This window comes from Streptomyces sp. NC-S4, assembly GCF_054353315.1.
In genome coordinates, this window is the sequence record NZ_CM135937.1 from 2,729,850 (window position 1) to 2,749,786 (window position 19,937).

The window sequence follows — 19,937 nt, forward strand, 5'->3', positions numbered from 1 at the left end:
TGGGGACTCGGGCCCCAGGTCTCACCGCTTCGCCAGGTCAGGCGTGGGCAGGCCGTCCGGGGGCCGTGGAACGCGGGAGCGGAGCGCGTCCGGGCGGCCCGCGGCGCACCACGGCATGGGCGTGCACGGCTCCGCGCAGGCGGCGCGGCCGTTCGTTCCGGGCGGGGAGGACGGGCGGCGCCGCTGGGGCGGCCACCCGGGCCCGGACCAGGGCGAGCGCACGGGCGAGCGGCCGTGCCGCGTGCAGCGCGGCGGTGGCCAGGACGCGGGCCAGCCGGAAGACGGCGGCCTCGCCCCGCGCGAGCCAGGCGGCGCAGAGCAGCCCGGCGAGCACGTGGGCGGCGATCATGGCGATGCCGCCGTGCCCGGCCATGCCCGCCATGTCGCCCATGCCGGCCATGCCCGTGCTGCCCGCCATGTGTGCCGAGCCGGCCATGTCCGCCATACCGGCGGCTTCGGCGGCCATGGCGCCGGTGTCCGCGGCCGACCCGGGGTGGTGGCCGTGCATCGGGGCGGTGGCGGCGAACGGCTTCGCGGCCACGCTGCCCGAGAAGACCAGGTGCAGCACGCCCTGCACGGAGAGCACCGCGGCGGTGATGCCCACGGGGCCCCGCCGCCGTCCGGCGGCGAGCCATGCGAATCCGCAGGTCACCGCGAAAGCACCCAGAAGGCCGAAGAAGGGGATGTCCATTCCGGACATGTACGAATGCCCCGTCGCGCCCAGGGCGACGCACATCGCCGCGAAGACTGCGGCTCGCGTGGCGCGCAACGGCGCGAATGATTCGAACATGGCCGGGATATGTTCGCACGGGGGCCCTTGGTTCCCGCCAGAGGCTTATCCGATCATGAGTAGATGAATCCAATTCCGTGGGGAGCGGTGTACGCCGGAGGGGTGCAGTTCGGGGCCTACGCCCTGGGGCGCACGGAGGCGGCCGAGCGGGAGCGGCTGCTCCGGGACTGCTCGACGAACGTCGAAAATCTCGCCGCCGGACGCTGGGAGACACTGCTGAGCAGTGCTTTCGTCGTCGAGGAGCCCATGCCCCTGCCCTACGCGCTGCTGCTCGTCGCGGTCCTCGGATACGCCGAATACGCGTACGGCGCCTGGTGGGCGGCCGCGGTGTTCCTGTTCGGGCACGCCGCGGCGACCCTCCTCGTCTACGGCGTCCTGCGCAGGACCGCCGATCCGCGGACGCGGCGCGCGGTGGACGTGGGGACGAGCTACGGGTTCAACGCCGTGCTCGGCTCGCTGACCTCGGCCCTGCCGCGCGGGGCGGTCCGTACGGCCGCACGGGTGGGGCTGCTGGCGCTCGCCGCCGCGCCGGTGGTCCGCCGGGGGCGGAACTTCACGGACGCCGGCCACCTGGCGGCGCTCGGGGTGGGCATCGGGGTCTCGCTGGCCCTCGATTACCTTTCCGGGCCGAAACATCAGAAAATTAGATGAACCACACCTCGCAGGAGCCGCCACGATGACCGCCACCCCGTCCACCACCGTCGCCAACCTCCGCGACCTCGGCGGCACCCCGCTCCCCGGCGGCCGCACCGTCCGCACCGGCCTGGTCCTGCGCTCCGGTCAGCTCGACCGGCTCGACCTCGACGCCGACCCGGTGGTGGCCGGGCTGGGCCTGCGTACCGTCATCGACCTGCGCACCGACGCCGAGCGCGCCGACCACCCCGACCGGATACCCGCGGGCGCCCGGATCCTGGTCGGCGACGTCCTCGCCGACAAGCTGAACTCCGCCAAGGTGCCCGCCGCGCAGCTGAAGGACCTGCTGTCCGACCCGGCCGTGGCCGAGGAGCACCTGGGCGGCGGGCGGGCGCAGGCGCTGTTCGCCGACACCTACCGGTCCTTCGTGAGCACCGGATCGGCGCAGGCCGCGTACCGGATGCTGCTCACGGAGGCGGCCGACGCCGACGCGGGCCCGCTGCTGTTCCACTGCACGGCCGGCAAGGACCGGACCGGCTGGGGCGCGACGGTGCTCCTGGCGCTGCTCGGCGCGGACGACGAGACGCTGATGGCCGAATACCTGTCCGTCAATCCGGCGGTGAAGCAGGCCTTCGCCCCGCTGATCGAGGGCTTCACGGCGGCCGGCGGCGACCCGGACATCGCGCTCGCGCTGATCGGCGTCTTCCCCTCCTACCTGCGGGCGGCGCTGGACGAGGTCGAGACGCGGTACGGCTCCATGGAGAAGTACGTGCGTGAGGGGCTCGGTGTCGCGGACGGGACGGTCGAAACGTTGCGCGCCCGCCTGGTGGTCTGAACCCGCACGCCGGCACCCCGGGCAGGGGGCCGGGACCGGTGACCATCCGACGATTCGCTCGTTCTGCTGAACGTGACTGCTCCGGATACCGCCACCCGCCCCCTTTCTCCCGTGCCGCCGGACGTCGAGCAGGCCGAGGCCGCCATCGTCGAGCACTACCCCCGGCTGGTGCGGCTCGCCTATCTGGTGCTGCCGCCCGCCCTCGGCCGCAACCGGCGGGTGCTCACCGCCCACTCGCTGGTCCAGCGGGCGCTGCCGCGCGGGCGCCGGGATTCGGCGGCGGCCGCGGCGGCCGTGCGGGGCGGGGTTCCGGGGCAGCGGGACGGTGCGGAGGACTCCGGGTACGCGTACGTCCGGCTGCGCGTGCTGCGCGCCGCCCTGGAGGCGGGGATCCCGCTGACGTTCCGGACGCTGCCGCGCCGCGCGCAGCTTCCGCCGGTGCTGCCCCAGGTGTGGGGGCTGCGGCTGTTCCCCCGCTCGGGCGGGGCCGAGGAGCTCGCCCTCGACCAGTGGCTGGCCACCCTCGACGGGCCGGGGCGGGCCGCCTGCGTGCTGCGGGCCCTGGAACGGCTGTCCGAGCCGGAGGTGCTCCGGGTGCTCGACGAGGCCGGGGTCCCGGATCCGGCCGGCGCGGCCCGGGAGTCGGGGGATCCGGCGAACGACGCCCTCTTCGCCTCCCCCGAGTTCGACCCGTGCGTGCTCCAGGCCCGGCCCACCGACCTGCTGCGGCGGCGCCGTCTCGGGCGGGCCGCGCTGGCCGCCGGGGCCGCCCTCGCCGTGTGCGGGGCGCTGCTCGCGCTGCCCGGCGGTGGCTGGGGCTCGGACGGGGCCGCCGCCCCGCTGTACGCGCGCAACGCGGCGGCCGAGCAGGCGCTTGATCCCGCGAAGCTGGTCCGGGCCGCGCCCGCCCTCTGGCGTACGTCGTCGCGTACGGACTTCTCCACCTGGCCCGCCCGCGGCGACCGGGCCGGCGACACGGAGCTGCTGCGCCGGGCGCTGGCCGTGTGGGCCCGGCCGGGCCCCACGGTCGTCACCTCGGCCACCGCGGGCACGCCGGCCGGGCCGCCGATGGGCCCGGCGCAGCTGCTGTTCGCGGGCGCCGTGGACCAGGCGGTCGTGGTCCTGATGTACGACGGCCTGCGCGTGGTCCGCTACGCCGAACCGCGGACCGGAACCGCGGGCGCCGCCCTCGACTTCGCCCGGACCGACGGCGCCTCGGCGGAGACCGCGACCGCGCTGGTGCTCAGCCGGGTCGACGGCAACGTCCGCTATCTCACCGCGCCCTGGGTCACCGGTACGGCCCTGCGGGACCTGCTCAAGCCCGCCGCGCCCTTGGTGGCGCTGAAGCCGACCCCGGACGGGGTGACCCCGCCGGTGGCGGGTCCGGCGCCGGCGGGCAGCTGTACGAGCTGGAACGCGCTGGCCGTGACGGGCGACGGCGCCACCCGGCTGATCACCGACCTCGGTGAACTGACCCCGGCGCGGCTGACGTCGGGTGCGCCGGGTGCCGAACGGGACGTGACGGAGGCGGCGGAGCTCGGGGACTGGTCGCGGATCGCATGCCTGCTGCCGGCGGTCCGCTCGCACGGGGTCCGTACGGTCAACGCGTGGACGTACGCGAAGCAGCCGCTGCCGGAGGGCGACGGGACGGCGGCCTGGCTCTGCACGCGGGCCGAGACCTGGCAGGGCGCGGCGGACCGGGTGCAGGCGCAGTTCCTGGCCCCGGGCACCGCGATGGCGGCGCAGGCGGCCCGCTCGGAGGGGTCGGCCGCCTGCGGGCCGCGCGAGCCTCGGGTGCTGGCGGGCGTGCTGTGGAAGTCGCGGGCCGGCCAGTGGTACGTGCTGGCGGCGGGCAGTGCGCAGTTCGCCTCGCTGTCGGTGTCGGGCGGCGGGGTGAGCGGCTCGGCGAACGGCAACCGGCTGGCGGTGAAGGCGTCGGCGGGTGCGCAGGTGGATCTGTCGGGCAGGTTGACGGACGGTACGAAGGCGGGCGTGCTGCGTTAGCCCCTGGGGGTGGGTGAAGCTTCAACCGTCAGGAACCGTGGGGTAGTTGGCGGGATCCGGACATGACGGTCGCGGTGGATACATGGCATGATCGGGTTCCGGTTACCAAGCGGTAACCCCAACACCCCTCCCCCACCCGAAGGTCACCCCACGTGCGCACGCTCGCCCGACGCCTCCTCATACCCGGCTTGACCGCCCTAGCCCTCACCACCACCGGCTGCGGCTCGACCCCCCACACCGGCGCCGCCGAACCGGCCGCCCCCGCCGCCGTCACCCCCTCGTCCGACGGCACGTCCCAGCAGCTCGACGTGGCCGCGGCGCCGCAGGGAACGCCCACACCGGCGGCCGTGGCCCGGGCCGACGGGAAGGGCAGGACCGAGCAGTCCACGCTCAAGGTCGCCTCCTACGACAAGGCCAGCGGTCGGGCCGTCATCGCCAAGTCCGCGCCGGAGCCGGTTCGTCCGCCTTCGCCCGGCAAGTCGTCCGGGACGGGCAAGGCGCCCGAGACCGGCAAGTCCCCCGAAGCCGGCAAGTCCCCGGAGACCGGCAAGTCCCCCGACGCCGACAAGCCCGTGGCGGTGGGCGACGTGATCGCCAGCGCACCCGCCCCCGGCGCCCCGGCCGGACTGCTCGCCAAGGTCACCGAGGTCGTCGGCAAGACCGACAAGGGCACCGAGGTCAAGACCGCCTCCACCACGCTGGCCGCCGTCCTGGGTGACGACAAGGCCGACGGCAAGGTCCCCGTCGACCCGGCGGCGGTCACCGTCGAACCCCTGACCAAGGGCGTCACCTTCTCGTGGGCCAAGGGCCCGGGCCTGACCTTCGGCCCCGAGGGCGCGAAGCTGCCGCTCGGCAACCTGCGGCTCGACGTCAACGCCTCCATCGACACCGCGAAGGACGCCCCGGCCTCGGCCGGCGCCTCGGTGTCCGGGTTCGTCCAGCTCGCCCCGCAGGTCGAGTTCGCGTACGACGGCAGCACCGGCGGCGCCCCCGGTCCGCGCGGCGCCTTCCTCGGCATGAGCGGCGACTGGTCCTCGCAGTGGAAGCTCCAGGGCCGCGCCGCCGCGAGCACCGGAGCGCCCAAGCGGATCCCGTTCGCCAAGCTGCACAGCTCGCCCGTCATCCAGGTCGGCCCGGTGCCGGTCGTCGTCAACCTCGACCTGACCTGCTACATCCAGGTGGAGGCCGACGGCCGCGTCACCCTCGACGTCCAGCAGGACGTCAAGGGCGACTTCAAGGTCGGCGGCAGCTACGCCGCCGGCAAGGGCTGGACCCCGGTGAGCGCCTCGAACGTCAAGAGCACGCCGGTCCGGGCGAGCGTCACCGCCACCGGCAAGGTCAAGGGCGCGCTCGGTGCCGAGGCCTCCGTCGGCCTGTACGGCGCCGTCGGCGTCACCGCGGACTTCGCCCCGTACCTGCGGGGCGAGGGGGAGATCAAGGCGGCCGCTTCCAGCGACGGCAAGACCTCCCTCGAAGGCGCCTGGGCGCTGTACGGCGGCTTCGACCTGAGCGGAAACCTCCAGCTCCAGCTGTCGCTGTTCGGCACGCCCCTCTTCGAGCGCAAGATCCCGCTGGGCACCCTGAACCGCGAGTGGGCGCTCACGACCGGCCACGTCGGGCGCTAGCCCGCGGGCTCCTGACGCACACCGGCGTGCCACTGCCCGGGCGCACCCGCGCCCGGGCAGTGGCATGTCCGGAGAAGTCCGCGCAGGGGGCTTCACCTCCCACCTACCCGTCAGTACATTGACGCTATGTCTAATACGCCGCTCGCGCCCGCCCCCGTGGCGTCGGAACACGTGGACCTGAGGCCCCGGAACGTGTCCTTCGGCTGGGAGGACACCCCGCTCCACTGGCTGCCCGGGGACCCGTTCGCCGGGCACATGATCAATGTGCTGCACCTGCTGCTTCCCGCCGGAGAGCGCTGGTTCGTCCACGTCTACAAGCAGGTGCTCCCGTACATCGAGGACGAGCAACTGCGGGCGGACGTGGTCGGCTTCATCGGCCAGGAGGCCATGCACGCCACCGCGCACGACGACGTGCTCCCCCACCTGAAGCGGCTCGGGCTGGACCCGACCCCCTACACCGCACAGGTGGACTGGCTGTTCGAGAAGCTCCTCGGCGACCGGACCCTGCCGCCCGGCCGGGCCCGCCACTGGTGGCTGATGGAACGGGTCGCGATGATCGCGGCGATCGAGCACTACACGGCGTTCCTCGGCGACTGGGTGCTGAACGCCGACGCGCTCGACCGGCGGGGTGCCGACCCCACCATGCTGGACCTGCTGCGCTGGCACGGGGCGGAGGAGGTCGAGCACCGCTCGGTGGCCTTCGACCTGTTCATGCACGTCGACGGCAACTACCGGCGCCGGGCGCGGACCTGGGCGACCGCCTTCTCGGCCCTGGTGTTCCTGTGGCAGCGCGGGGTGCGCTTCTTCATGGAGAACGACCCGCACCTGGTGGACGGCAAGGCCTCCTTCGGGAAGTTCTTCGTGGCCGGGCAGCAGGGTGTGCTCCCGTCGACGGGAGCGATGCTGAAGTCCATCCCGAAGTACCTCTCCCGCACCTACCACCCCTCGCAGGAGGGCTCGACGGCCCAGGCGGTGGCCTATCTCGCCGCCTCCCCCGGTGCGAACGGCGGCCACGGCGGCAACGGCGGCGGGGTGCGGGCATGAGGCGCGCCCTCGCGGTCACCGCCGCCCTGGGCGCGGCCTGGATGACCAGGCGCGCCCTGAAGCGCCGCATCGCCGATTCCCCGCTCTGGCCGCTGCCGGCCCTGGAAGCTCCGGTCTCGGGCCACTCCCCGCGCCGCACGCTGCGTGCGCTGATCGTCTCCCGCACGGAGCCCGCCCACGGCGTGCTGCAGCTGGTCCTGGCGTCACCGGACCTCCCGCCGTGGACCCCGGGCGCGCACGTGGACGTCACCCTGCCTTCGGGCCTGGTCCGCCAGTACTCGCTGTGCGGCGACCCGGCGGACGAGGGCCGCTACACGATCGCGATCCGGCTGATCGAGGACGGCCGGGGCGGCTCCCGCGAGGCGCACGCCCGGCTGGTCGAGGGCGCCGAGCTGGAACTGCGCCCGCCGCGCAACCGCTTCGAGCTGGTCCCGGCGGCCTCGTACGTGTTCGTCGCGGGCGGCATCGGCATCACCCCGATCCTGCCGATGCTGCGGGCCGCCACGGCGGCGGGCGCCGACTGGACCCTCCTCTACGGGGGCCGCACCCTCGACTCGATGCCCTTCCTGGACGACCTCGCACCCTACGACGACCGGGTGTCGGTCCTCCCCGAGGACGAGGCCGGCCTGCCCGACCTGGCCCCGGTGGCCGCGGCGGGGCCGGGCACCCTGGTCTACTGCTGCGGTCCGGAGCCGCTGATGCGGGCCGTCACGGAGGCCGCCGCGGATCCGGCGGCGGTGCACCTGGAGCGGTTCGCCCCGGCGGGCGAGCCCGGTCCGGGCCGGGCCTTCACGGTGGAACTGCGCCGTTCGGGGCGGGTCGTCGAGGTGGCGGCGGACGAGAGCGCGCTGGCCGCGGTGCGCCGGGAGCTGCCGGACACCCCGTACTCCTGCGAGCAGGGTTTCTGCGGGACCTGCCAACACCGGGTCCTGGCGGGCGGGGTGGACCACCGCGACGAGCTCCTCACCGACCAGGAGCGGGAGGACTCGATGCTGCTGTGCGTCTCCCGCGCGAAGGGGGACCGACTGGTCCTGGACCTGTGAACGCGCCCCAGTAGGGTGTTCCGCATGACAACCGGGGTGCGACGCAGGATGGGTGTCGAGGAGCGGCGGCAGCAGCTGATCGGGGTTGCCCTGGAGCTGTTCAGCAACCGCTCGCCCGACGATGTGTCGATCGACGAGATCGCGGCGGCCGCCGGGATATCCCGGCCGCTCGTCTACCACTACTTCCCGGGCAAGCTGAGCCTGTACGAGGCCGCGCTGCGGCGGGCGGCCGACGAGCTGGCGCTGCGGTTCGTGGAGCCCCGGGAGGGGCCGCTCGGGGCGCGGCTGCTGCGGGTGATGGGCCGGTTCTTCGATTTCGTCGACGACCACGGGCCTGGATTCTCGGCGCTGATGCGCGGCGGTCCGGCCGTCGGCAGCAGCCGGACGAACGCGATGATCGACGAGGTCCGGCAGGCGGCGTACGAGCAGATCCTCACGCACCTGGGGGTCGGACTGGAGCGGACGCCCGCGCGCCTGGAGCTCGTGGTGCGGTCCTGGGTGTCGCTCGCCGAGTCCACCGCGCTGATCTGGCTGGACGGGCGCCGGATCCCGCGGGGCGAACTGGAACTGCAGCTGGTGCACGACTTCGCCGCGCTGGCCGCCGTGAGCGCCGCGTACGACGCGGAGATGGCGGGGATCCTCGTGGGGATCCTGGCCGGTGAGCCCGCCGACGGGCCCTTCGGGGAGCTGGTCGGGCGGCTCGGTGCGCTGGTTCCGGGCGGGGCGCCGGAGACCGTCCCGGGCGAGGGGTCGGACGGGGCGCCGGGCGACGGGTCGGGCGGGGTCCCGGACGGGCTGCCGCATCCGCGCTGAATCCGCGCCGAATCCGGGGTGTGGCGGCCGCCCATGATCATCGATAATGCCCGCGTGATCATTGACGACGAGATCCTGTTCCGGCCCGCCGAGGAGAAGGACGCCGGCACGCTGGTGCAGCTGTACGACCAGGCCGCGCGGTGGATGCGCAAGCACGGGATCGATCAGTGGAAGCCCGGCGACAAGGACGCCGCGCACTTCCGGTCGAAGATGCGCGAGGGAGAGGTGTGGCTCGCCTCCGACGCCGACGGGCGCGTGTGCGGGGCCTACGAGTTGTGGTGGTCCGACGAGGACGCCTGGGGGGTCCAGCCGCCCGTGGCCGGCTACGTGCACCGGCTGATGGTGGCGCGCGAGGTGGCCCCCGCGGGGGCCGGGCGGCGGCTGCTCGAACACGCCGAGCGCCGGACCGCCCGGACCGGCCGGGAACGGGCGCGACTGGACTGCGTCTCCACCAACCCCCGGCTGCTCGCGTACTACCGGGGCGCGGGCTACCGGGTGGTCGGGGAGCTCCCCAACAAGGAGGGGAAGGACGGCAGGACCTACGGGGTGATCCTGCTGGAGAAGCGGCTGGACCGGCTCAGCGCCGTGTGAAGACCGAGACGGTGCGGGCGGGGACGGTGAACTCTCCTGTCTTCGCGTCGTACGCGGACCGCTTGACGGTGGCGTCGGAGCCCGCGGCCTGGACCGGGTGCAGCCGGTAGCCGGTGCCGGCGAGGGCGGGGACGCGCTGTGCCTGGGCGGTGGGGGCCGCGTTGAGGACGACCACCAGGTCGCCGAGGGTCATGGTGATCACGCCCGGGGTCTCGTCCTTGCCCGAGAGGGGGAAGGCCAGCCGGGACTGGACCGCCTCGGTCGTGGTGAGGGCGAAGTCCGGCTCGGTGGTGCGGATCCGCAGCAGGTCGCGGTAGGCGGCCGAGGTGGCGCCGATGTCGGTGCAGGTGGGCGCCGGTCCCGTCAGGAGCGGCTTCGCGTAGAGCCACTTCGAGGCGTTGTCGGCGGCCGGCGGCAGGCCGCGGCCGAAGCCGTTGCCGTCCCGGCAGTCCCAGTGGACGGCGTTGAACCAGTCGCCGCTGTCGTAGGAGTTGCGGTCCAGGGACTTGGAGCGGAGCAGGTCGGTGCCCGCCTGGGAGAGGGCCGGGCCCTGCGAGAGGGTGGCCGTGGCCATGGCCAGGACCTGCATGCGGGCCTTGTCCGCGTTGCTCGTGGCCGGCGGGAGCTTGTAGGTCAGGGCGTCGGCGAGGGATTCGTTGTCGTGGGCGTCGGCGTAGGCGAGGGCGTCGCCGGGGGCGGCCGCGTAGCCGGCCGGGGAGCCGTTGTAGTCCAGCTCGGAGCCCTTGATCCGGCGGCCGGTGGTGTCGGTGAAGGCGTACGAGGCGAGGTTGCCGGAGAGCCCGACCTTGATCAGGTCCTGGGCGTGCAGGAGGCGGGCCTTCTGCTGCTCGGGGGTGCCGTTGGCGGGCGAGGCGTTCGGGGCGGTGAACAGGCCGGACGCGAAGCCCTGGACGCGCGGGTCCTCGTCGAAGGGGCCGCCGCCGCGGACGGCGTCACGGGCCCGGTCGGAGAAGGTGGCGATGCCGGTTCCCGCCATGTTCTTCTGCGTCGCCTGCACGAAGCGGGCGTCGTCGGCGATCTCGCCGAAGTTCCAGCCCTCCCCGTAGAGGACGATCTTCTTGCCGTCGACGCCGTCCTTGGCGACCGTCAGGGCGTCGAGGGCCGAGCGGACGGCCAGGATGTTGGCCTTCGGGTGGTGGCCCATCAGGTCGAAGCGGAACCCGTCGACCTTGTACTCCTTCGCCCAGGTGACGATCGAGTCGACGACCAGGCGCCCCATCATGGCGTTCTCGGGGGCGGTGTTGGCGCAGCAGCTGGAGGTGGCGACGCTGCCGTCGGCCAGCAGGCGCTGGTAGTAGCCGGGGACGATGCGGTCGAGGACCGACTTGTCCGACTGGCCGGCGGCGACGGTGTGGTTGTAGACGACGTCCATCACCGTGCGCAGCCCGGATCCGTTGAGGGACTGGACCATCCTGCGGAACTCGACGGTGCGGGCGGTCCCGTTCGGGTCGCTGGCGTAGCTGCCCTCGGGGACGGTGTAGTGCAGCGGGTCGTAGCCCCAGTTGTACGCGTCCTTCGCGGCGGCGGCGGCCACGCAGGCCTGCTGCTCCGGCGAGTCGGGGGCGTACACCGTGAGCTCGCAGGCGGGCTCGGTGCGGTCGGCGGCCTTCTCCGGGACGGTGCCGATGTCGAAGGCCGGCAGGAGGTGGACGTACGAGGTCCCGGCGGCGGCCAGGTCGCGCAGGTGCCGCATGCCCGCCGAGGCGGTGTCGGTGAAGGCCAGGTACTGGCCGGGGTGGGTGGTGGTGCGGTCCGCGACGGAGAAGTCACGGATGTGCAGCTCCTGGATCTGCGCGGAGGTGAAGGGGACGGGCGCGGGCTTGCGCAGTGTCTTCCAGCCGGGCGGGGCGAGCTTCGGGTCGGCCAGGTCGACGACCAGGCTGTGGACGGAGTCCGCGGTGAGTGCGGTGGAGTAGGGGTCGGTGACGAGGTTGCGGACCACCTGGCGGGTGCTCGGGGCCCAGACGGTCACGTCGTAGCGGTAGGGCTTGCCGGTCCAGGAGCGTTCGCCGCGCACCGACCAGACGCCGGTGGCGTCGTCGCGGCGCATGGCGACCGTGCGGCCGTCGAGTTCGAGGGAGACCTGCTGGGCGGTGGGGGCCCAGACGGAGAGGGTGGGGCGGCCGTCCTTGAAGACGGGGCCGAGGGAGGCGGTGGTCGCGTACAGGTCGTCGAGGACGCCGGCGAGCTGGACGCCGGTGGCGGCGAGGACGGCGCCGTTCGCGGCGCGGGCGCTCGCGACGAGCTGGCCGCGCAGGGCCTCGCGGACCCGGTCGCGGTCGCGGGGGTCGACGGTGTAGGCGCCGTACGCGGCGAGGTGCGGGAACTTCTGCTTCTGGGCGGCGGTGAGCTCGGTCCTGCTCAGCCGCAGCCACTGGGCGCGGCCGGTCAGGGTGCCGTTCTCGGCCTTGACGGCGCCTTCGCGGGAGGCGAGGAGCTGCACGGAGGCGGCCTCGGCGGGGGCGTTCCAGGCGAGGGTGTCGCGGTCGAGCCAGACGGCCTGGGACTTGGTGAGGTCCAGGGCGGCGGCGGAGCCGGCGGGCTGCGGGAGGAGGTACTGCTCCTGGCCGCCCAGCATCCACACCTCGTGGCCGGTGGCCTTCAGGTCCAGGGACCGGTCGGTGGGCAGGTCCTTCTCGTCGCCCTTGTGGAGGATGTAGCTGAGGCTGGTGGCGCCGGGCGCGAGCGGGACCTCGTAGACCGCGCCGTAGGAGTCGGTGCGGGTGGGAGGGAGCGGCTTGGACCAGTCGGTGGGGTTCGCGGCTCCGGTCCAGACGTGCAGGCCCCAGCCGTCGTAGGCGCGGTCGGCGCGCTGGTAGTGCAGGACGGCCTTGTTCTGGTCCTGGGGCGGGTAGGCGGGGCGGTCGGTGCGGGCGGGCTCCTTGCCCTGCTCCAGCCAGATCTCGCCGGTCTTCGTCACGTCGATGGTGCGGTCGGCGGCGACGTCCTTGTTGCCGTCCTTGTCGATGACGAGGTAGCCGACGGAGGAGGCGCCGGGCTTGAGCTTGACGTGGGCGAAGGCGCCGTAGGCGTCGCGGCCGGTGAAGTCGTGGCCGGCGGGCCAGGGCGTGGCTTCGCCATCGGCGAGGTCGCCCCAGGCGTACAGCCGCCAGTTGGTGTAGTCGCCGTCGGGGCGGTTGTAGTGGACGACGGCGTAGTCGCGCCGGGTGGCGGTGGGGATCTCGGGGGGCGGGGCCTGGCCGGTGGCGGAGGTGGCGAGGGCGCTCGCGGTGCGGCCGGCGGAGTCGACGACGACGGCCTTGTAGCGCAGGGCGGTGCCGGCCGGGGTCTTGGCGTCGATGTGCTGGGTGACCTTGTAGGGGGCGTGGTCGGCGGAGCCGAGGACCTGCCACTTCTCGTTGCCGGTCTGGGCGGCGAAGACGACGCGGTTCAGGCCGCCGCCGCTGACGTCGGCGGAGAGCTCGACGGTGCCGGTGGCGCCGGGTGCCGGGGCCTTCAGGGCCAGGGTGGGCTTCGCGGCGGCCTTGGCGGCGGGCGCGACGGCCTGGAGGACCACGGAGCCGAGGGCGGGGACGGGGACGGTGAGCTTGCCGGCCGCCGAGGCGCGGATCAGCGCGGTACCGCCGTAGAGGGTGCGGTACTGGGCTCCGGCCGGGGCGTCGAGCTCGACGGTGCGGGATGCGGCGGCGTTGTTGGCGGCGACCAGGTACTCGGTGCGGGTCTTGGTGTCGGTGCGGGCGAAGGCGTAGACCGAGCCGTCGGCGAAACGTTCACTCTGAACGCCGTCGCGCAGGGCGGGGTGCGCCTTCGTCAGCTTCGAGAGAGCACTGATCTGCTGGTAGAGCGGGTGTCCCGGATCGTAGGCATCGCTCTCGTGCGTGCGCACCGTTCCGAGCTGGTCGTCGTCCAGGTAGTCGGCGACCCGCGTGGCGAACAGCGGCTGCCGGGCGTCCTTGTCGCCGCCCGCACCCGTGAAGCCCTGCTCGTCACCGGAGTAGATCACCGGGTTGCCCCGGGCGAAGAACATCAGCTCGTTGGCGAGCCGGTAGCGGTCCAGCAGTTCCTGCTCCCCGGCCGCCGGCCGGTCCTGCTTCAGGAAGGTGCCGAACCGGCCCATGTCGTGGTTGCCGAGGAAGGTCACCTGCTCGTAGGCGTTGGCCTTGCCGGAGGTGTACCGGTAGTCGTCCGCCAGGACGGAGGCCAGCCGGCCGGCCGCCGCGCCCTGGGAGGCGTACCCGCGGATCGCGTCCTGGAGCGGGAAGTCGAGGGTGGCGTCGAGCTTCCCGCGGGTCACGTACGGGGAGGTGACGGCCGTGTCGGCGGAGTAGACCTCGCCGAACATGAAGAAGTCGTCACGGCCGCGCTTGGCCGCGTAGGTGTCGAGGGCGGTCGCCCACTGCGTCCAGAACTCGGTGTTGACGTGCTTGACCGTATCGATCCGGAAGCCATCGATACGGAAGTCCCGCACCCACTTCTCGTAGATCTTCTCCATCCCGCTGACGACCTCGGGACGCTCGGTCCACAGGTCGTCGAGACCGAAGAAGTCGCCCTGGTCGGAGGACTCGCCCGCGAAGGTGGAGTCCCCGCGGTTGTGGTACATCGTCGGATCGTTGAGCCAGCCCGGCACCTTGAGGTTCTTCTTCGCGTCCGGCACGAAGGGCGTCCTCGGGAAGGACCCGCCGCCCACCTTCGGGAAGTTCCCCTTCCCGTCGGCGTAGTCCTTGTCGTCGAACGGCACCCCGTCCTTGGTCAGGTAGGGGAACGCCCCCTTCGACAGGTACGAGTACGACGCCTCCCGGTAGTCCACGACGTCGGCGGTGTGGTTGGTGATGACGTCGAAGAAGACCTTCATCCCCTTCCCGTGCGCCTTGTCGATCAGCCGCTCCAGATCGGCGTTGGTCCCGAAGTGCGGGTCGACCTGCGTGAAGTCGGTGATCCAGTAGCCGTGGTAGCCGGCGGAGACATCGGCCCCCTTGCCCTGCACCGGCTGGTTCTTGAAGATCGGCGCCAGCCAGATGGCCGTGGTGCCGAGCCCCTTGATGTAGTCGAGCCGGTCGGTGAGCCCCTTGAGGTCACCGCCCTGGTAGAAGCCCTTGTCCGTGGGGTCCAGGCCGGTCTCCAGGCGCGAGCCGGTCAGGCCGCCCCGGTCGTTGCCCGGGTCGCCGTTCGCGAAGCGGTCCGGGAGCACGAAGTAGAACTGCTCCCGGGTCAGGTCGTGGCGGGCCGGCTCGGCGGCCAGTTTCGCGTCCGCGGGCGGGGCGGGCGGGCGACCGGTGGCGGCCGCGGCGGGGAGGGCGGGCAGGAGCGTCACGGCCAGGGCGGCGGCGAGCACTCCTGCGGCAGGGCGTATCAAGGCAGGTCTCCTTGTGTACGTGTCGCATGGATGAGGGCCGCCCGGCGGGATGGCGGGGAGGATGGTGCCGGACGGCCCCGGTCTGTGGAGCGGCGGCTCAGTTGCGCCAGGTGTCGGTCAGCGCGACCTTGCCGCTCGCGGGGACGGTGGCGGTGCGGTTGGCTCCGCTCTCCCAGGTGACGTTCCCGGCAGCGTCCTTGCGGAGGTACTTGTACGAGAACGCGGTCCCGGCCGGGAGCGTCACGTCGAGCTTCCAGACCGGGTAGGCGGCCGGGTCGAGCTTCAGCGCGCCGCCGGTGTTCCAGTTGCCGAGCTCGGCGCGGTCACCGGTGACGTAGACGTTCTGCCCGGGAACGGTGGTGGCGGTGACGCCGAAGGAGGCCCCGGCCGAACTCGCCGGGGTACCGGAGCAGGTGCGGGCCCCGGCGTGCAGGGCGAGGGCCGTCCCGGCGGCGACCGTGGCGGTGAACTGCCCGCCCGCGCCGACGGTGACCGTCCGCCCGCTCTGCACGTCGCAGTAGTCGCCGCCCGGCAGCGAGGTCTGGAACGTCCGGGTCAGGGCGGAGCCCTCGTGGTTGATCGCGACGTACGCCTTGGTGCCGCGCCCGAAGGCGATCCGGTCCCCGCCGTTGTCCCACCAGTTCGTGACGCCCTGACCGTGGGCCACGTTCCGGAAGGCGACCATGGAGGAGATCTCGCGCCAGGCGTGCTGGCACTTCCAGCCGTCGGTGTAACAGGCGTTGACCGTACCGCCGTTGGGCGGGCCGGCGTCCTTGTCGGTCCACTCGTAGCCGGAGTGCACGTCGGGCGAGCCGTACGGCCAGGCCAGCGCGAAGACGCCGGCCAGCGTGTAGGCGGACCCGTCCTTGTAGCTGAGGGTGTCGCCGCCCCGCTCGGTGTCGTGGTTGTCCACGAAGACCCCGGCCTGCCCGCTGGGCATGTATCCCCAGGCCTCGCCGAAGTTCTTCAGGTACGCCAGGTTCTCGTTCTGGAAGACCCGCTTGAGGTCCCGGGCGTACCGGAACTCCTGCACGTCCCCGTTCCCCAGGTACTCGCTCGGCGAGACGGCCTCTCCGGCCCCGTATATCGCCTCCTGCTTCCAGTACACGCCGGGCTTGGTGAGCCGGGACTTGATGTTGGCGAGGTCGGCGGCGGGCATGTGCTTGGCGGCGTCGATCCGCAGGCCGTCCACGCCCAGGGACAGCAGGTCGTTCAGGTACCCGGCGATGCGCCCGCGTACGTAGTCCTCACCGGTGTCCAGGTCGGCGAGCTGCACGAGCTCGCAGTTCTGGACGTTGCCCCGGTCCTGGTAGTTGGATATCGAGGCCCGGCAGTCGTCCATGTCGGCGCCCGAATAGAGCCCCGGATAGCCGTACTTCGTGTACGAAGACCCACCGGTCCCGGTGAGGGTGGCGCCTGCGTCCGCCGGTCCGGCCATGTGGTTGATGACGGAGTCGGCGACGACCTTCACCCCGGCGGCGTGGCAGGTGTCGACCATGGCCTTGAAGGCGGCCCGGTCCCCGAGCCGCCCGGCGATCTTGTAGCTGACGGGCTGGTATGAGGTCCACCACTGCCCGCCCTGCACGTGCTCCTGCGGCGGCGACACCTGCACGTACCCGTACCCGGCGGGCCCGAGGGAATCGGTGCAGGCCTTGGCGACGGAGTCGAAGCGCCACTCGAACAGGACGGCGGTGACGTCCTTCTCCCCCGGCGGCGCGGCGGCGGCCGGGGGCCCGAGGCCCGTGAGGGTGGCGGCGGCAAGTGCGGTGGCGATGCAAAAGGTTGCAGCTCTGACGGCTCTGGCAGGCATGCGGGGGGCCTCCTGGCGGAAGAGGTGGGGATTGGAGCGACCGTAGGGGCCAGGTAGACGCCCTGCAAGACCTTGCGCAAGAGATTGCAGAATTGTTTCCGAGGCGTGTCCTCCTGGGTGGACCCCCCGGACTCCGGCCCCCACGGGGCGAGTTCACCTCCCGGGGGCACGACCGCGACACCCTCCCCGCACCGGGTGCGTGCGCCTACCGGAGGGCCGGCCGGCCCGGGGCCGACCGGGGTCGTCCCGGGCCGGCCCGCGTACGGAATGAAAGGCATCCGGTCACACCGGGCGGATATTCTTAAACCGGCGACAATAACTCGATCTCAATTCCGGCCCCATTACCGCTTAAATGGGCCCATCGAGCGCTTCCCGCGCCGGACCGGCGCGCTGCGGCAATGCCCCGGGAACACCGCTGTATGCCTTCGAGGAACACACGGCGTCGGCGGAAGGCTGAAACGATGGTTGCGCGAAGGAATTTCCTCATGGCCGGCGCCGCAGGGGGTGCGGCCGTACTCGCGGCGGGCGGTCCGGCAGCACCGGCGCACGCGGATCCCGGTCCCGGCCATCACCACGGTCACGCACCGGCACCCTCGGACGCCCCGATCCCGAAGACGCCTCCGCTGGAGAAGTTCGTCGACCCGCTCCCCACACCGCGAACGGCCGTCCCCGACACCTCCGCCTATCCGGGCGCGGACTACTACGATTTCACGATGCGACCGGGCACTTGGCGCTTCCACCGGGACCTCGGGCCGGCCGACGTGTGGGGCTACTGGGCGAGCAACCCGCACGATCGCCACCAGCCGATCGGCATGGGTTACCTCGGGCCGACCATCAGCGTGATCAAGGACCAGCCGACGGTCATCAAGTACCGGAACAAGCTGCCGACCACGCACCTCTTCCAGTTCGTGATCGACGCGATTCGCAGCGGGGACCCCCAGCTCGCCCCGATCGCCCCGCCTCCCTACACCAGCGAGCCGCCCTTTCCCGAGAACGTCAACGTGTGGAACGTCGTGCACCAGCACGGCGGTTTCACACCACCGCAGTCCGACGGAATGCCGCTGCATTCGTTCAGCCCGGACGGCATCCATGCCGAGGCGTACACGACCCTGGAACCCGACCGCGCCAAACGCAACGAAGCGATCTGCGCGTACACCAACCACGAGCGCTCGTCCCTGCTCTGGTACCACGACCACGGCATGGGGATGACCAGCGTCAACGTCTACGCGGGCCTGGCCGGCCTGTACCTCATCCGCGACCCCGCCGACGAGCGGCTCGGGCTGCCGCAGGGCGAGTTCGAGGTCCCCCTCATCCTCCAGGACCGGACCTTCCACCCGGACGGAAGACTCGCCTACACCATGACCCAGCAGGAGGGCGAGGACACCCCGGTCGTCAACGGCAAGGCGTACCCCTTCCTGGCCGTCGAACCGCGCCGCTACCGGCTGCGGATCCTCAACGCCTCGAACGAGCGCTTCTGGCGGCTGAGGATCGACCCTCCCAGAGACGTGGTGCTCCAGCCCAATCTCCCGTTCTGGCTGATCGGCACCGACGGCGGTTTCCGTGCCCCGCTACAGATGCTGAACTTCCTGATCGGGCCCGCCGAACGCTACGACCTGATCGTCGACTTCAGCGGGATGCCCATGGGCTCGAAGTTCACGTTGACGAACTACCACGCACCGGTGCACTACCCCGGCGTGCCCGGCCAGGGGCCGGAGATCTCGGACGTCATGCAGTTCCAGGTCACCAAACCGCTGTCCGGCGCGGACAGGACCACGCCGCCCAAGCAGCTGAAGCTGCCCGCGGTCGCACCCCTCGTACCGGAACCGCAGATCCACCGGCGGGAATGGGTCGTCTACCAGCACAAGCTCTTCAGCACCATGACCTTCAACGCCGTGCCCTTCATGGAGCCGTCCCAGGACTTCATCAAGGCGGGCGCAAAGGAGATCTGGGAGTACGTCAATCCCAACCACGACGCCCACCCGATGCACGTCCACCTCGTCAATTTCCAGGTGCTGAACAGGCAGCCCATCGACGCGGCCGCCTACCAGGCGGACTACGAGAAGTGGATCGACGGCGGCCGCAAGGCGTCGGACAAGCCGGTGCTGGCGAACTACTTCACCGGCCCCCCGATCCCGCCGGACCCGGACGAAGCGCTGTCCTACAAGGACACCTTCAAGTCCTATCCGGAGACTGTGACGAGGATCATCACCGACCCCTGGAGCCCGCCGACGGAACCGATCGCGGGGATCGCGAACAGCGGAACCGAGCTCCCGGCGGAGTACGTCCACCACTGCCACCTCCTCGAACACGAGGACGACGACCTGATGCGCCGGTTCACGATCGTCGACCCCGACGCCCCCCTCCCCGTCGAACAGGACGGCGGGCACGGCGGGGGGCACGGCGGGAGCCACTGACCGCGTCGCCCCGCCCGCGGAGACTCGGGTAACCTGCACCCTCGACAATTGAACTCGTTCAAACCAGGGGGTAGGAACATGGGTGGGTCATCACAACGCCGGCCGGGCATCGTGCTGTGGTGGGCGCTCGGCATCGAGGCGGTGGGACTGCTGGTGGGATTCGCCCTCGCCGACCCCACCGCTCTGCGGCCCGGGGAATCCGACGGCCTGCTCGCCATGTGCGTACTGCTCATCGCCGGGTTCGGGGCGTTCATGGCCCTCCTGCTCGCACTGGTGCACCAGCGATCCGGCCCGGCCTGGTGGGCGGCCGCTTCGATGACGGCGACGCTGGCGGTCCTGGTGATGCTGATGGAGTCGGGGATGGGGGACTGGTTCACCGGGTGCGCCATAGCGCTGCTCGCGGCTCCCGCAGGCGCCGTCGTGAGCCTGCGGGACGCGTCCCGGCACGCGCCGGAAGGTGACGCCGAGACAGGTACCGCACCCGGCAGTGGCATCGGGAAGGCCGCGACAGCCCTGGCCGCCGTCGCACTGGTCGCCTCGATGTCCATGGGCGGAGGGATGGATGACGTGCGCCTCTCCGGGACCTGGACCGCCGACCGGAACGGCCTCACCCTCACCCTCACCGACAGCCGGCTCGGAGACGGGCAGTACACCCTGCAACGGGAAGGGTGTACGGAGAACGGCTCCTGGACTCTGGACAACCCACCGATGGCGACCGACTTCAAGGCCCGGCTGCACCAGGACACGGCGACCACCGCATGCCTCCCCGGCACCAACAGCGTCATCCTCTACGTAGCGGGCGGCACGGTGGCCGCCCCGATCCTCGACCTCAGGGGCCCGGACGGCATGAGGTGGACCCTCACGCGGGAGTAGCCCGGCCCAGCCCCGCAATGACCGGTGCAAGAGGCCACTTGTACAGGGAAAACGCAACTTCGACATGGGCCGCGGGGGCAGCTACCTTCACCTGGTCTCCGGCAATCGCCCACGGGCGCACCGGAGT

The 19,937-nt window shown here is 72.2% G+C and carries 13 protein-coding genes; 10 read left to right on the plus strand and 3 right to left on the minus strand.

Annotation, left to right across the window (positions count from 1 at the left end; translation table 11 throughout):
• Window positions 1-37: 37 nt before the first annotated feature.
• Window positions 38-790, minus strand: coding sequence for a hypothetical protein (locus ACXNSR_RS11905; RefSeq protein WP_458642033.1), 753 nt, complete (start codon window positions 788-790; stop codon window positions 38-40).
• Window positions 791-853: 63 nt separating this feature from the next.
• On the opposite strand from ACXNSR_RS11905, the gene ACXNSR_RS11910 reads away from it, so the two are divergent.
• From ACXNSR_RS11910 to ACXNSR_RS11945, 8 genes are all read left to right on the plus strand, one after another.
• Window positions 854-1,441, plus strand: coding sequence for a rhomboid-like protein (locus ACXNSR_RS11910; protein WP_458642034.1), 588 nt, complete (start codon window positions 854-856; stop codon window positions 1,439-1,441).
• Between the two features lie 25 nt (window positions 1,442-1,466).
• A complete protein-coding gene (locus tag ACXNSR_RS11915) occupies window positions 1,467-2,258 on the plus strand; it encodes a tyrosine-protein phosphatase (RefSeq protein ID WP_458642035.1) in 792 nt (263 codons plus the stop codon).
• Window positions 2,259-2,330: 72 nt separating this feature from the next.
• Window positions 2,331-4,262, plus strand: coding sequence for a hypothetical protein (locus ACXNSR_RS11920; protein ID WP_458642036.1), 1,932 nt, complete (start codon window positions 2,331-2,333; stop codon window positions 4,260-4,262).
• 152 nt (window positions 4,263-4,414) lie between these two features.
• Complete coding sequence (locus tag ACXNSR_RS11925; protein ID WP_458642037.1) at window positions 4,415-5,887, plus strand: hypothetical protein; 1,473 nt, start codon at window positions 4,415-4,417, stop codon at window positions 5,885-5,887.
• A gap of 126 nt (window positions 5,888-6,013) precedes the next feature.
• Window positions 6,014-6,931 carry a metal-dependent hydrolase gene (locus ACXNSR_RS11930; protein ID WP_458642038.1) on the plus strand — a complete coding sequence of 306 codons (918 nt, stop codon included), beginning with the start codon at window positions 6,014-6,016 and terminating at the stop codon, window positions 6,929-6,931.
• Complete coding sequence (locus ACXNSR_RS11935) at window positions 6,928-7,974, plus strand: PDR/VanB family oxidoreductase (RefSeq protein ID WP_458642039.1); 1,047 nt, start codon at window positions 6,928-6,930, stop codon at window positions 7,972-7,974. The genes ACXNSR_RS11930 and ACXNSR_RS11935 overlap by 4 nt, the downstream gene beginning before the upstream one ends.
• Before the next feature lie 24 nt (window positions 7,975-7,998).
• Window positions 7,999-8,787, plus strand: a complete 789-nt coding sequence (locus ACXNSR_RS11940) for a TetR/AcrR family transcriptional regulator (protein ID WP_458642040.1) — start codon at window positions 7,999-8,001, stop codon at window positions 8,785-8,787.
• A 54-nt stretch (window positions 8,788-8,841) separates the two neighbouring features.
• Window positions 8,842-9,378: an N-acetyltransferase family protein gene (locus tag ACXNSR_RS11945; RefSeq protein ID WP_458642041.1), complete on the plus strand. Its 537-nt coding sequence runs from the start codon at window positions 8,842-8,844 to the stop codon at window positions 9,376-9,378.
• Here the strand turns inward: ACXNSR_RS11945 and pulA are convergent.
• Window positions 9,365-14,713 carry a pullulanase-type alpha-1,6-glucosidase gene (pulA, locus tag ACXNSR_RS11950; RefSeq protein ID WP_458642042.1) on the minus strand — a complete coding sequence of 1,783 codons (5,349 nt, stop codon included), beginning with the start codon at window positions 14,711-14,713 and terminating at the stop codon, window positions 9,365-9,367. The two genes, ACXNSR_RS11945 and pulA, sit on opposite strands and share 14 nt — an antisense overlap.
• Before the next feature lie 97 nt (window positions 14,714-14,810).
• Window positions 14,811-16,523 carry a carbohydrate-binding module family 20 domain-containing protein gene (locus tag ACXNSR_RS11955; protein ID WP_458642043.1) on the minus strand — a complete coding sequence of 571 codons (1,713 nt, stop codon included), beginning with the start codon at window positions 16,521-16,523 and terminating at the stop codon, window positions 14,811-14,813.
• A 485-nt stretch (window positions 16,524-17,008) separates the two neighbouring features.
• On the opposite strand from ACXNSR_RS11955, the gene ACXNSR_RS11960 reads away from it, so the two are divergent.
• On the plus strand, window positions 17,009-18,937 hold the full coding sequence (locus ACXNSR_RS11960; protein ID WP_458642044.1) for a multicopper oxidase family protein: 1,929 nt from the start codon (window positions 17,009-17,011) through the stop codon (window positions 18,935-18,937).
• A gap of 78 nt (window positions 18,938-19,015) precedes the next feature.
• Window positions 19,016-19,810, plus strand: a complete 795-nt coding sequence (locus tag ACXNSR_RS11965) for a hypothetical protein (protein WP_458642045.1) — start codon at window positions 19,016-19,018, stop codon at window positions 19,808-19,810.
• The last annotated feature ends 127 nt before the right edge of the window (window positions 19,811-19,937 follow it).

Excerpts from the sequence above, each read along its gene's own strand:
- ACXNSR_RS11915 (WP_458642035.1), top strand. The coding sequence starts at position 1,467 with ATGACCGCCACCCCGTCCACCACCGTCGCCAACCTCCGCGACCTCGGC.
- ACXNSR_RS11955 (WP_458642043.1), bottom strand. The coding sequence starts at position 16,523 with ATGCCTGCCAGAGCCGTCAGAGCTGCAACCTTTTGCATCGCCACCGCA.
- ACXNSR_RS11940 (WP_458642040.1), top strand. The coding sequence starts at position 7,999 with ATGACAACCGGGGTGCGACGCAGGATGGGTGTCGAGGAGCGGCGGCAG.
- ACXNSR_RS11935 (WP_458642039.1), top strand. The coding sequence starts at position 6,928 with ATGAGGCGCGCCCTCGCGGTCACCGCCGCCCTGGGCGCGGCCTGGATG.
- ACXNSR_RS11930 (WP_458642038.1), top strand. The coding sequence starts at position 6,014 with ATGTCTAATACGCCGCTCGCGCCCGCCCCCGTGGCGTCGGAACACGTG.
- ACXNSR_RS11910 (WP_458642034.1), top strand. The coding sequence starts at position 854 with ATGAATCCAATTCCGTGGGGAGCGGTGTACGCCGGAGGGGTGCAGTTC.
- ACXNSR_RS11960 (WP_458642044.1), top strand. The coding sequence starts at position 17,009 with ATGGCCGGCGCCGCAGGGGGTGCGGCCGTACTCGCGGCGGGCGGTCCG.
- ACXNSR_RS11965 (WP_458642045.1), top strand. The coding sequence starts at position 19,016 with ATGGGTGGGTCATCACAACGCCGGCCGGGCATCGTGCTGTGGTGGGCG.
- ACXNSR_RS11905 (WP_458642033.1), bottom strand. The coding sequence starts at position 790 with ATGTTCGAATCATTCGCGCCGTTGCGCGCCACGCGAGCCGCAGTCTTC.